This is a genomic window from Streptomyces sp. NPDC047079 (assembly GCF_040643755.1).
GTDB lineage: Bacteria > Actinomycetota > Actinomycetes > Streptomycetales > Streptomycetaceae > Streptomyces.
In genome coordinates this window covers 3,861-16,996 of record NZ_JBEYUZ010000001.1, presented here as the reverse complement: position 1 = coordinate 16,996, position 13,136 = coordinate 3,861, and the positions used below count along the sequence as shown (strand labels likewise).

Below are 13,136 nucleotides of genomic sequence, written 5' to 3'. Positions count from 1 at the left end.
GGACGACCGGGGGGCACGGATCACCCGGGATAGACCGGGGCCATCCCCGTCTTGACCACCTTCTGCCACTGCGCCCCGGCCGACAGCCGCACGATCCCGTCCTCCGAGTACGCCACCAGCGGCAGCCGCTCGTCCTCGGACGCCGCGATCTGCTTCACGCCCGTCAGCGAGGGCGGCGCGTTGCCCGCGGGCACCGAGCCGTCGACCTGCACATAGCGCATCTGCTGCACCCCGCCCGACTCGCGTCCGACCACCACCAGCCGGCTGTCCCCGGCCCATGACATGGCCGTGACCTCCTCCAGCTGAGGAGTCACGGAGTGCAGTTGGAGGATCGACACGGCGGGCCGCCCATCCGCCCCGCTCTCCCGATCGACGCGCCCGATCTGGAGGGACGTCTTGCCGTCCTTCTTCACGATCAGCGCGATCCGCTCACCGTCGGCCGCCACCCGCACCGCCTCGACGCGCCCGTCGAGGTCCGGCGTGCGCACCTCGATCGGCTGGCCGGCGCCCTTCTCCAGCATCACGAGCCGGGAGTTCCTCGGGTCGCGGTCGGCCACCCACAGATCTTCCGCGCCGTCCCAGCTCGGCGTCGTCAGCCGGTCGTCCTCCGACACGCCCTGGCTGGTCAGCACCGCGTCCCCGAGCGGGGCACCCGCCACCAGCGACGTGACGTACAGATACTGCCCGTCGAACGAGACCCCGGCCGCCGTGTCCTCGTCACGGGAGACGGCGGCCGCGCGCAGCTTCCTGTCACCCTCGCCCAGCGCGCCCGGCACCGGTTCGAACTGATGGGAGCCGCTGCCGCTCGGCATGCGGACCAGCCGCTGCTTGCCGTCGACGAAGTACTCGTACTCGGGCGGCTGGGCCGTGCCGTGCGAGGCGATGATCTCGGCCCGGCCCTCGTTCAGCTCGCACAGCTTCCTGCCGTCGGAACGCTCCAGCTCGACCTGGTTGACGCCCGTCGGTGTCAGGTCCTGGAGCGTGAACAGCAGCTGCGCCGCCATCCGCGAGCACTGCGTCCGCCCGACCCGGTCGGCCTTGTCGTTGAGCGGCACCGTCAGCTTGTTCTGGTCGTCGGGCGACAGCGAGGTGACGCCCTTCCCGAGCGCGGTTCCGGAGGGAAAGCTCGACGTCGCAGCGGGGTCCAGCCAGCGCGTGGGGCCCTTCAGCAGCGCCCGGACCGTCGAGGTGACGGCGTCCACCTTGCTGCGCACATACACCGGGTCGGCGACCGTGCTCAGCTGTCCGCCCTCCGCGGCGGGAACGTTCGAGGCGTAGTAGTACTTGTTGACCGACACGTAGTTGCGCTGGAAGTCTGACCTGCCCATGACCACACCCTGCGGCAGCGAGTCGATGCGCCACTGGTCGGTCTTCTTCTCCAGCGTGAGGTGCACCGTCCTGCTGTACGACCCCGAGGCGGGCGTGTACGCGTGCTGGGCGTCCACGACGGCGAACCTGCTGCCCGTCAGCGTGTAGGAGTAGTCGTCGTTCGCCTCCCGGCTCCTGTTGTGCTGGGGCACGGTGTTCGGCCCGTCGGACAGCACCGTGGTGGACTGGTCCGGGCGCCATCTGCGCGACGCGCCGCCGGTCAGATACTTGCGAGCCGTCTCGTACTGCGGGTCGTCACTCGTCAGCGCCTCCAGGAAGCCCTGCACGATCTCCGCGGGCCCGGCGTTCTCGCGCGGCGGCATCGCGAAGACGCGGACCTGGGCGTCCTGCCGGGGCGTCGACTCCACGCCACGCAGGTCCCCGCTGTCCGGCATCGAGGCGCACCCGGCCAGCAGTACGGCACCACAGCCGACGAACACGCCCATGCGCGGCGCACGCCGCCGCCCGCCCCCCTCAGCGCCCACGAAATGCCTCCCCTTGCTCACTTCACTCGTGCGGCCCGTCGCCCAGCGACGGGTCCTGTGTGCTGTCCTCCCGGTGCCGCACGGCCCCGCCGGGCCGCGACACCACCCGCGCGCCGTTGCCCGGCAGCGCGGTCGGGTCGGCCGTGGGCGTCACGGCGGCCATTCTCGGCGCGATCGGGGCCCGCTCGCCCGCGGACTGCGCGGGCACCGTGGCGAGCTTGCCCGAGCCGCCGTGGGGCAGCCCGGCTTCGCTCAGCCCCCGGTTGCGCCGCGAGTCCTTGGGCTCCAGGGGTATCGGTGAGCCCCGCAGCGGCTCGTCCGCGGTCCGCGGCAACGTCAGCCGGAACTGAGAACCGCCTCCCGGCTCGCCCCACGCCTGGAGCCAGCCACCGTGCAGCCGGGCGTCCTCCAGGGCGATGGACAACCCCAGGCCCGTACCACCGGTGGTACGGGCACGGGCCGGGTCCGCCCGCCAGAACCGGCTGAACACCCGCGTCGCCTCGCCCGGCTTGAGCCCCACACCGTAGTCCCGCACCGCGAGCGCGACCGCGCCGCCCGCCGCGGCGAGCTTGACGATGACGTCCTTGCCCTCGCCGTGCTCGACCGCGTTGACGACGAGGTTGCGCAGCACCCGCTCGACACGCCGCGCGTCGGCCTCCGCGACCACGGGCTGCTGGTCGCCGACGACGCGTATCCGCGTCCCCTTGCGCTCGGCAAGCGGCTCGGCCCCGCTCACCACCCGTCGCACGACCTCGCGCAGGTCGATCGGCTCGGCCTCCAGGGCCGCCGCCCCCGCGTCGAAACGGCTGATCTCCAGCAGATCCGCGAGGAGCGACTCGAAACGGTCCAGCTGGTCCGCGAGCAGCTCCGCCGAACGCGCGGTCACCGGGTCGAAGTCGACGCGCGCCTCATGGATGACATCGGCCGCCATCCGCACCGTCGTCAACGGCGTACGCAGCTCGTGCGACACGTCCGACACGAACCGCCGCTGCATCCTCGACAGGTCCTCCAGCTGCTGGATCTTCAGCTGGAGGTTCTGCGCCATCTTGTTGAAGGCCTCGCCCAGACGCGCGATGTCGTCCTCGCCGCTGACCTTCATACGTTCCTGGAGGCGCCCGGCGGACAGCCGCTCGGCGATGCCCGCCGCCATCCGTACGGGGGTGACGACCTGGCGCACCACGAGCCAGGCGATGGCTCCGAGAAGTACGACGACGAACAGCCCGGCGGTCGCCAGCGTCCCCTTGACCAGGCTGAGCGACTTCTCCTCCTGGGTGAGCGGGAAGAGGTAGTACAGCTGATAGGGGTGTCCGTTGGGGTCGTTGATCTGCTTGCCGATGATGAGCGCCGGCTGTGGATCGCGGTCGCTGTCGGTGTAGACGATGCGGGTGTAGCTCTGGGCCACACCCATGCCCGAACCGACGCGCCGGCGCAGATCCTCGGGCACGCTCTGGCTCGGGTCCACGTCACCCGACGCGCGCGGCCCGAGGCCACGGTTGTCGCCGCTGTCCACGGTCGTGGTGCTGAGCGTGACCACGTCGAAGGCGCCCTGGCCACCACTGGACAGCGACTCGACGAGGTCGCTCATCCACCCGCTGACGTTCTGCACCGGGTTGTCGCCCGTGCCCGAGTTGTCGTCGCCGCTCGCGCTGGCCGCGCTGTCCGCCTTCTGCCCGGCGACCGTGAAGCCGCCGACGGCCTGGCTCTGGGACGCCTTCACCTTGGCGTCCAGCAGACCGTTGCGCACCTGCCCGATGACGACGAAGCCCAGCAGCAGCACGACGCCCAGGGACATCAGCAGCGTCGTCACCACGATCTTGAGCTGGATGTTGCGCCGCCACAGCCGCATCACCGGCAGCAGCGGACGGCGCACCCAGCGCATGACGAGCCGGAGGACCGGGCTGCCCTGGACACCGCCCTGGAGCAGCCCGCCCTCGAAGAACCGTTCCCACCCGGAGCCCGCCGTGCGCCGTCCGACAGGCCGCTCCGGACGGGCCCCCGGCCGACCGGGAGCCGAAGCGGCACTGTCCCGCGACACGTCAGCTCGGTCCGGCCTTGTAACCGACGCCACGGACGGTCACCACGATTTCCGGCCGCTCAGGGTCCTTCTCGACCTTGGAGCGCAGCCGCTGGACGTGCACGTTCACCAGACGGGTGTCCGCCGCGTGGCGGTAGCCCCAGACCTGCTCGAGCAGGACCTCCCGGGTGAACACCTGCCACGGCTTGCGCGCCAGCGCCACCAGCAGGTCGAACTCCAGCGGCGTCAGCGCGATCGAATGCCCGTCCCGCTTCACCGAGTGACCGGCCACGTCGATGACGAGGTCGCCGATGGCGAGCTGCTCCGGCGCCGGCTCCTCGGACCTGCGCAGCCGTGCCCGGATCCGGGCCACCAGCTCCTTCGGCTTGAACGGCTTCACGATGTAGTCGTCCGCGCCCGACTCCAGGCCGACCACCACGTCCACGGTGTCGCTCTTGGCCGTGAGCATCACGATCGGCACCCCGGACTCCGCCCTGATCAGGCGGCACACCTCGATGCCGTCCCGCCCCGGCAGCATCAGATCGAGCAGCACCAGGTCGGGCTTGGTCTCACGGAAGGCGGCCAGCGCCTTGTCGCCGTCGGCTACGAAAGACGGCTCAAAACCTTCACCACGCAGCACAATGCCGAGCATCTCGGCCAGTGCGGTGTCGTCGTCGACGACAAGGACTCGTCCCTTCATGGACCACATCATCCCATTAGCTAAATCGTTACCTGGCGTGACCTGTCACACAGCGCAGCGAGTGCATCGGCCGTCACCGGTGACACGACGCCCTCCTCGGTGACGATCGCCGTCACCAGCTCGGGCGGCGTCACGTCGAACGCCGGGTTGTACGCCTGGGTCCCCAGGGGTGCCACCGGTATCCCGCCTCCCGCTTCCACTCCCGCCACCGGCACCCGGGGCGCGGTGACCTCCGTCACCTCGTGCCCGGGCCGCTGCTCCACCTCGATGGACGCCCCGTCGGGCGTGTCCGGATCCACCGTCGTCACCGGCGCCACCACGATGAACGGCACATGGTGGTACCTGGCCAGGACAGCGAGCGGATAGCTCCCCACCTTGTTCGCCACCGAACCGTCGGCCGCGATCCGGTCCGCACCGATCAGTACGGCATCCACCTCACCCGCCGCGAACAGGGAACCGGCCGCGTTGTCGGTGAGCAAGGTGTACGCCATCCCCTTGCGGGCCGCCTCGTATGCCGTCAAGCGAGCACCCTGCAGCAAAGGCCGCGTCTCGTCCACCCACAGCCTGCGCAGCCGCCCCGCCCGGTGCGCCGCCAGCGCCACCGCGAACGCCGTACCCTCACCGCCGGACACCAGCGCCCCCGAGTTGCAGTGGGTCAGCACCCGGTGCCCGCCGCCCGGCAGCAGCTCGTCCAGCAGCGCCAGACCGTGCCCCGCCATCCGCGCGCTGGCCTCGGCGTCCTCCTGGTGCAGAGCACGCGCCGCGGCCAGCGCCGCCGCGGCGGCCTGCCGCCCGTCGCCGCCACCGGCGACCGCGGCCCGGTAAGCGGCCTGGGCCCTGCGCACGCCGACGCCAAGGTTCACCGCGGTCGGCCGGGCACCCGCCAGCGCCACGGCGGCCTCGTCCACGTCGAAGCCGCGCGCAGCGGCGAGCGCGACACCGTACGCCCCGGCGATCCCGAGCACCGGCGCACCCCGCACGGCGAGCGTCCGGATCGCGTCCACCAGCGCGGACGCGTCCGTGCATACGAGCTCGACCTCCTCGGCCGGCAGTCTCCTCTGGTCGAGAAGGACCACTACGGGTCCTTCGGGCGGCTCGCCCCAGCGGATCACGGGTATCTCCGCCGACTGGTTGTCCTCACCTGGTCGCGCGTACTGATCAGCCATGCGGTCAGTCTGCCCCGTACCCGGCCGACAATTGAAGGTGTACAGCCGACACCACCTCTGGTCCCTCGCCGGGCACAGCGTGGCACGATGTCTGCCAACTCGCCGCCGCGTCCGCGGAGCGGGCACCGTGAAGGAGCGACGATGAATGACACTCCGGGCTGGGCATCGCCCGGATCTGCCCCCTCCGAGGGGGAGCAGCCGCCCACCAGCGGCGCGCAGACCCCGGAGCAGCCCTCGGACCAGGGCGGTGGCCATCAGCCGCAGCCGCCGACGCAGTGGTCCAAGGAGCAGCCCCCGCCCGGGCAATGGAGCGCTCCCCACCCTCAGGTTCCCGGTCAGGCCCCGCCGCCTCCGCCCGGAGCGGGCTGGGGCGGTGGCCCGCCCACCGGCCCCGGCGGCTACGGGGCTCCCTCCGGCGGGTACGGCGGCTGGGGCGGCCCCGGCCGCGGCAACGGCGGCTGGGCAGGAGCCTGGGGCCCGCCGGCCGCCGCCAAACCCGGTGTGATCCCGCTGCGCCCCCTCGGGGTCGGCGAGATCCTCGACGGCGCGGTCTCCACCATGCGCACCCACTGGCGCGCGGTCCTCGGCATCGCGCTGGGCGTCTCGGTCTTCACGGAGATCGTCTCCATCCTGTTCCAGAAGCTCGTCCTCGACGACCGCGCCACCGCGGACACCCTCAGCGACCCCAGCTCCTCCGCGAGCGAGGTGGGCCGCGCCCTGGGCGGGGTTCTGCTGAGTTCCGGTGTGGTCTTCCTGCTGACCCTGATCGGCACCATCGTCGCGACCGCACTGCTCACGACCGTCACCAGCCGGGCGGTGCTCGGCAGGTCGGTGACCGTCACGGAGGCCTGGCGCGACGCCCGCCCGCAGCTGCTCAAGCTGTCCGGCCTCACGGTTCTGCTGCCGCTCATCGCCCTCGCGATCCTGGCCGTCGGCACGGTACCCGGCATTGTCGTCGCGGCGGCCGGTGCGACCGCCGCGGGCGTCTCGCTGGCCATCCTCGGCTGCCTCGGCGCCGCGGTGGTCGCCATATGGATCACGATGCGCTTCTCGCTCGCCTCGCCCGCGTTGATGCTCGAGAAGCAGAGCATCCGCACGTCGATGAGGCGCTCCGTCAAGCTGATGCGCGGCTCGTGGTGGCGCGTCTCCAGCATCCAGGCGCTCGCGCAGATCATCGCCGGCATCGTGGGAGCGCTCGTCGTTGTTCCCTTCGCCGTCCTCGCCGGCATCCTCAGCGGTGAGGGCATCAGCACCCTGGTCAACAGCAGCGGCGGCCCCGGCTGGGCGTTCCTGATCATCAGCGGTGTCGGCTCGGTGATCGGGAGCACGCTCACTCTCCCGATCAGCGCCGGAGTCACCGTGCTGCTCTACATCGACCAGCGCATCCGCCGCGAAGCCCTCGACCTCGACCTGGCCCGCGCCGCCGGCGTCCAGGGCCACGGCGCCGACGTCACCGGCCCCACCCCGGGGAGCTGACGGGGTGAGCCCGACGGGGGGAGTGTGGAACGCCGTGCCGGTGCTGTGGCGTTCGGGCGACCGGCCACCGGTCACGATCCCGCGCGACCCGGCGCGGGAGGCGGCTCGGCGTGAGCTGTCGAAGGGGATGTACCACGAGAACGACCCCAGCCTGCTCCAGCGCGCCCTGAACGCCTTCTGGGACTGGGTCGGCGGCCTCCTCGAGACCGCCTCGTCCGCCGCGCCGGGCGGCTCTGTGGGCCTGCTCGTCATCGTGCTGGCGGCCCTGGCACTCGCCGGGGCCCTGTGGTGGCGCCTGGGCACCCCGCGCCGCACTCCCACCTCGTCCGCCGCCCTCTTCGAGGATCGCCCCAAGAGCTCCGCCGAGCACCGCGCGGCCGCCGAGGCGCACGCCGCCCAGAGCCACTGGAACCCGGCCGTCCAGGAACGCATGCGCGCCGTCGTGCGCTCCCTGGAGGAACGTGCCCTTCTCGATGTACGCCCCGGCCGCACCGCCGACGAGGCCGCCACCGAGGCCGGCCGCGCACTCCCCGACCACGCGGGCCGGCTGCGAGCCGCCGCACGGGACTTCGACGACGTCACATACGGTGGCCGGACCACGGGCGAAGGAACGTACCGTCGGCTCGCCGACCTCGACGACGACCTCGAGCGCAGCAAACCCCAGCTCACCGCCGGCGCGTCCACCATGGCACCCAACGCCCGTAAGGGAGCCGCCGGATGACGTCCGAGGCCACGCTCCCCCTCACTACCTCCGTTTCGCCCACCGCCCGCCAGCTGTGGACGCGGTCGCGCGGCGTGCTGCTCGCCGTCGTGCTCCTGCTGATCGGCGCAGTCGTGATCGCCGTCGTGCGCTCCGGCTCCGAACACGGCCGCCTCGACCCGCGCTCGGCCGACCCCCACGGCAGCCACGCCGTCGCCGCCCTCCTCGCCGAACGGGGTGTGTCCACCCGAGTGGTCACCACCCTGGACGCGGCGCGCACAGCCGCCGGCCCCGACACCACGCTTCTTATCGCAGCACCCGATCTTCTGACGCGCCCTCAACAGGGCCGTCTTCAGCAAGCGGTGCAGGACTCCGGTGGGCGGACGGTCCTGATCGCGCCCGAAACCTCCGTCGACGGCCTCGCCCCGGGTGTCTCGGCGGACCCCGCATCCAGCTTGGACTCGCTGCTCGGTCCCCGCTGCACGCTGCCCGCCGCCCGGCGCGCGGGCAGAGCCCACATGGGCGGCATCCGCTACCTCACGGCCGACGTCCGCGCCGACCGCTGCTACCCCAGCGAGGGCCTGCCCAGCCTGCTGCGGCTGCCGTCCGCATCCGGAAACGGCGACACCCTCGTCCTGGGCGCGCCCGACATCCTCTACAACGACCGTCTCGACGAGCAGGGCAACGCCTCCCTCGCCCTGCAACTGCTCGGTTCCCGCTCCCATGTGGTCTGGTACCTCCCCTCGCTCTCCGACACCTCGGCCACCGACTCCGGCAGCCGCAGCTTCCTCGACCTGCTCCCCTCGGGCTGGCTGTGGGGCACACTCCAGCTCTTCATCGCCGCGGCGCTGGCCGCCCTGTGGCGGGCACGCCGACTGGGCCCCCTCGTCCCCGAAAAACTTCCCGTAGCGATCCGCGCCTCCGAAACCGTCGAAGGCCGCGCCCGCCTCTACCGCAAGGCGCGCGCCCGCGACCGCGCGGCCTCCGCTCTGCGCTCCACCACCCGCACCCGCCTCGCCGCCCTCGTAGGAATCCCCCTCGCCCAGGCGCATGCGCCCGAAGCCCTGCTTCCCGCACTGTCCGCCCACCTCCACGGCGACGGACAGTCCCTGCACTCCCTCCTTTTCGGCCCGCCGCCCGGCGACGACGCGGCCCTGATCGCACTCGCCGACCAACTCGACGCCCTCGAAAGAGAGGTACGCCGTCCATGATGGACCCGACCACTGACAACGCCGGGCACACCGGAGAACCGGGCACCGTCCGGAACTCCCTGGAGGCCCTGCGCGCCGAGATCGCCAAGGCCGTGGTCGGCCAGGACGGGGCAGTCACCGGTCTCGTCGTCGCCCTCCTGTGCCGCGGACACGTGCTCCTCGAAGGAGTCCCCGGGGTCGCCAAGACCCTGCTGGTCCGCGCCCTTTCCGCGGCCCTCGAACTCGACACCAAGCGCGTCCAGTTCACCCCGGACCTGATGCCGAGCGATGTCACCGGCTCCCTCGTCTACGACGCGCGGACCGCAGAGTTCTCCTTCCAGCCCGGCCCGGTCTTCACGAACCTCCTCCTCGCGGACGAGATCAACCGAACTCCGCCGAAGACGCAGTCGTCCCTCCTCGAGGCCATGGAGGAGCGCCAGGTCACGGTCGACGGCACTCCGCGCCCGCTCCCCGAGCCGTTCCTGGTCGCCGCGACCCAGAACCCGGTCGAGTACGAGGGCACCTATCCCCTGCCGGAAGCCCAACTGGACCGCTTTCTCCTCAAACTGACGATCCCTCTGCCGTCCCGGCAAAACGAGATCGACGTCCTCACCCGGCACGCCGCCGGCTTCAATCCTCGCGACCTGCGCGCCGCCGGCCTACGCCCGGTGGCGAGCGCCGCAGACCTCGAGGCGGCACGCGCCGCAGTCGCCAAGACGACCGTGTCTCCGGAAATCACCGCCTACGTGGTGGACATCTGCCGCGCCACCCGTGAATCACCCTCGCTCACTCTGGGCGTCTCGCCCCGTGGCGCAACCGCTCTCCTGGCCACCTCCCGCGCCTGGGCCTGGCTGACGGGCCGTGACTACGTCACTCCCGACGACGTGAAGGCCTTGGCTCTTCCGACACTCCGCCACCGGGTCCAACTCCGCCCGGAGACAGAGATGGAAGGCGTGACCGCGGACTCCGTCATCAACGCGATCCTCGCCCACGTCCCCGTGCCCCGCTGATGCCGCTCACCGGACGAGCCGCGCTCCTCGCGGCACTCGGCACCCTCCCCGTCGGCATCTGGGCGCCCGACTGGACGGGCATCCTCGCCGTCGACGGCTCTCTCGCCCTGGCCTGCGCCTGTGACTTCGCCCTGGCCGCCCCCGTACGCCGCCTCGGTCTGACCCGGTCCGGCGACACCTCCGTGCGTCTGGGCGAAGCCGCCGACGTGACGCTCACCGTCGCCAACCCTTCCGGCCGTACCCTGCGTGCCCGCCTCCGCGACGCCTGGCCGCCCAGCAGCTGGCGGCCGGGCACCGAAGGTGCCTCGTCCCGCCACATTCTGACGGTCCCTCCGGGCGAACGGCGCCGGATCACGACCCGTCTCACTCCCACCCGCCGAGGGGACCGCCACGCCGACCGCGTCACGATCCGTTCCTACGGCCCTCTCGGTCTCTTCGCCCGCCAGGGCACCCACCAGGTCCCGTGGACGGTACGGGTCCTGCCTCCCTTCGCCAGCCGCAAACACCTTCCCTCCAAGCTGGCACGGCTCCGCGAACTGGACGGCAGGACCAGCGTGTTGACCCGCGGTGAGGGCACGGAGTTCGACAGTCTGCGCGACTACGTACCCGGCGACGACACCCGTTCCATCGACTGGCGCGCCACCGCCCGCCAGACCACGGTCGCCGTACGCACCTGGCGGCCCGAACGCGACCGCCACATCCTGCTGGTACTGGACACGGGGAGGACTTCCGCCGGGCGGGTCGGTGACGCGCCACGCCTGGATGCTTCCATGGACGCGGCGCTGCTGCTGGCCGCCCTGGCTTCCCGGGCCGGTGACCGGGTGGACCTGCTGGCCTACGACCGCCGGATGCGCGCCTTGGTCCAGGGCCGCGCCGCACGTGAGGTCCTGCCGGCCCTGGTCGACGCGATGGCGACACTGGAACCGGAGCTCATCGAAACGGACGCACGAGGGCTGACGGCCGCAGCGCTGCGCACCGCACCGCGCCGTTCCCTGATCGTCCTGCTGACCACTCTGGAAACGGCACCCGTGGAGGAGGAACTGCTGCCGGTACTGTCCCGCCTCACCCAGCGCCATACTGTGCTGCTCGCCTCGGTCGCCGATCCACACATCGCCCGCATGGCGACAGCGCGAGGAAGCACCGATGCGGTGTACGAGGCCGCAGCGGCCGCGCGGGCCCAGGCGGAGCGCACCCGCACAGCGGAACGGCTACGCCGCCACGGCGTCACCGTCGTGGACGCGACGCCGGAGGATCTGGCGCCTGCACTGGCGGATGCCTACCTGGCTCTCAAGGCGGCGGGTCGTCTCTGATCCGGGCCGGATAGGCGCCCATCATCCAAGGGCTCAGGTCGACTCCTGAGCCCTTGCTTCAAGGCCCCTGAACGCAGAAAGCCCCCGTGCCGAATGGCACGGGGGCTTTCTCAAATTTTGTTCGGCGGCGTCCTACTCTCCCACAGGGTCCCCCCTGCAGTACCATCGGCGCTGTAAGGCTTAGCTTCCGGGTTCGGAATGTAACCGGGCGTTTCCCTCACGCTATGACCACCGAAACACTACGAAACACACAACCAGCCGCACAGAAACCTGCACGAGGTTGTTCGTGGTTTCAGAACCAACACAGTGGACGCGAGCAACTGAGGACAAGCCCTCGGCCTATTAGTACCAGTCACCTCCACCCGTTACCGGGCTTCCAGATCTGGCCTATCAACCCAGTCGTCTACTGGGAGCCTTACCCCATCAAGTGGGTGGGAGTCCTCATCTCGAAGCAGGCTTCCCGCTTAGATGCTTTCAGCGGTTATCCCTCCCGAACGTAGCCAACCAGCCATGCCCTTGGCAGAACAACTGGCACACCAGAGGTTCGTCCGTCCCGGTCCTCTCGTACTAGGGACAGCCCTTCTCAAGACTCCTACGCGCACAGCGGATAGGGACCGAACTGTCTCACGACGTTCTAAACCCAGCTCGCGTACCGCTTTAATGGGCGAACAGCCCAACCCTTGGGACCGACTCCAGCCCCAGGATGCGACGAGCCGACATCGAGGTGCCAAACCATCCCGTCGATATGGACTCTTGGGGAAGATCAGCCTGTTATCCCCGGGGTACCTTTTATCCGTTGAGCGACGGCGCTTCCACAAGCCACCGCCGGATCACTAGTCCCGACTTTCGTCCCTGCTCGACCCGTCGGTCTCACAGTCAAGCTCCCTTGTGCACTTACACTCAACACCTGATTGCCAACCAGGCTGAGGGAACCTTTGGGCGCCTCCGTTACCCTTTAGGAGGCAACCGCCCCAGTTAAACTACCCATCAGACACTGTCCCCGATCCGGATCACGGACCCGGGTTAGACATCCAGCACGACCAGACTGGTATTTCAACGACGACTCCACCCGAACTGGCGTCCGAGCTTCACAGTCTCCCAGCTATCCTACACAAGCCGAACCGAACACCAATATCAAACTGTAGTAAAGGTCCCGGGGTCTTTCCGTCCTGCTGCGCGAAACGAGCATCTTTACTCGTAGTGCAATTTCACCGGGCCTATGGTTGAGACAGTCGAGAAGTCGTTACGCCATTCGTGCAGGTCGGAACTTACCCGACAAGGAATTTCGCTACCTTAGGATGGTTATAGTTACCACCGCCGTTTACTGGCGCTTAAGTTCTCAGCTTCGCCCACCCGAAAGTGAGCTAACCGGTCCCCTTAACGTTCCAGCACCGGGCAGGCGTCAGTCCGTATACATCGCCTTACGGCTTCGCACGGACCTGTGTTTTTAGTAAACAGTCGCTTCTCGCTGGTCTCTGCGGCCACCCCCAGCTCAAGCAGCAAGTGCTCTCACCAGGAATGGCCCCCCTTCTCCCGAAGTTACGGGGGCATTTTGCCGAGTTCCTTAACCATAGTTCACCCGAACGCCTCGGTATTCTCTACCTGACCACCTGAGTCGGTTTAGGGTACGGGCCGCCATGAAACTCGCTAGAGGCTTTTCTCGACAGCATAGGATCATCCACTTCGCCACAATCGGCTCGGCATCAGGTCTCAGCCG

9 protein-coding genes, 1 rRNA gene and 1 other annotated feature (1 of these 11 only partly in view) are annotated in these 13,136 nt (G+C 70.0%); of the genes, 5 read left to right on the top strand and 5 right to left on the bottom strand.

All coding sequences use genetic code 11. The features are described 5' to 3' along the window. Positions 1-20: 20 nt before the first annotated feature. The 4 genes from ABZ823_RS00055 to mtnA are packed head-to-tail and all read right to left on the bottom strand — an operon-like array spanning position 21 to position 5,733. On the bottom strand, positions 21-1,853 hold the full coding sequence (locus tag ABZ823_RS00055; RefSeq protein ID WP_361651947.1) for an LpqB family beta-propeller domain-containing protein: 1,833 nt from the start codon (positions 1,851-1,853) through the stop codon (positions 21-23). Positions 1,854-1,875: 22 nt separating this feature from the next. Continuing rightward, entirely contained in the window at positions 1,876-3,888 is a 2,013-nt protein-coding gene (mtrB, locus tag ABZ823_RS00050; protein WP_361651945.1) for an MtrAB system histidine kinase MtrB, read from the bottom strand. Between the two features lies 1 nt (position 3,889). After that, the gene (gene mtrA, locus ABZ823_RS00045) at positions 3,890-4,579 is read right to left on the bottom strand and encodes a two-component system response regulator MtrA (protein ID WP_361651943.1); all 690 of its coding nucleotides are present in this window, start codon (positions 4,577-4,579) and stop codon (positions 3,890-3,892) included. 8 nt (positions 4,580-4,587) lie between these two features. Continuing rightward, positions 4,588-5,733 (bottom strand): S-methyl-5-thioribose-1-phosphate isomerase, encoded by a 1,146-nt coding sequence (gene mtnA / locus ABZ823_RS00040; RefSeq protein ID WP_361651941.1) that lies wholly within the window; start codon positions 5,731-5,733, stop codon positions 4,588-4,590. A 141-nt stretch (positions 5,734-5,874) separates the two neighbouring features. Here mtnA and ABZ823_RS00035 point away from each other — a divergent pair, with 141 nt between their 5' ends. The 5 genes from ABZ823_RS00035 to ABZ823_RS00015 are packed head-to-tail and all read left to right on the top strand — an operon-like array spanning position 5,875 to position 11,419. Then, entirely contained in the window at positions 5,875-7,209 is a 1,335-nt protein-coding gene (locus ABZ823_RS00035; RefSeq protein ID WP_361651939.1) for a hypothetical protein, read from the top strand. 4 nt (positions 7,210-7,213) lie between these two features. After that, positions 7,214-7,930, top strand: a complete 717-nt coding sequence (locus ABZ823_RS00030; RefSeq protein ID WP_361651937.1) for a DUF4129 domain-containing protein — start codon at positions 7,214-7,216, stop codon at positions 7,928-7,930. Next, positions 7,927-9,120: a DUF4350 domain-containing protein gene (locus ABZ823_RS00025; RefSeq protein WP_361651935.1), complete on the top strand. Its 1,194-nt coding sequence runs from the start codon at positions 7,927-7,929 to the stop codon at positions 9,118-9,120. The genes ABZ823_RS00030 and ABZ823_RS00025 overlap by 4 nt, the downstream gene beginning before the upstream one ends. Further along, the gene (locus ABZ823_RS00020) at positions 9,120-10,109 is read left to right on the top strand and encodes a MoxR family ATPase (RefSeq protein WP_361651933.1); all 990 of its coding nucleotides are present in this window, start codon (positions 9,120-9,122) and stop codon (positions 10,107-10,109) included. The genes ABZ823_RS00025 and ABZ823_RS00020 overlap by 1 nt, the downstream gene beginning before the upstream one ends. Beyond that, positions 10,109-11,419 carry a DUF58 domain-containing protein gene (locus tag ABZ823_RS00015; protein WP_361651931.1) on the top strand — a complete coding sequence of 437 codons (1,311 nt, stop codon included), beginning with the start codon at positions 10,109-10,111 and terminating at the stop codon, positions 11,417-11,419. Before ABZ823_RS00020 ends, ABZ823_RS00015 begins: the two co-directional genes overlap by 1 nt. 119 nt (positions 11,420-11,538) lie before the next feature. Here ABZ823_RS00015 and rrf read toward each other — a convergent pair. After that, a 5S ribosomal RNA gene (gene rrf / locus ABZ823_RS00010) occupies positions 11,539-11,655 on the bottom strand. Between the two features lie 86 nt (positions 11,656-11,741). Continuing rightward, positions 11,742-13,136: a sequence feature (mutual gap in cmsearch alignment for this rRNA model is longer than 100), on the bottom strand; it runs 1,619 nt beyond the window's last position.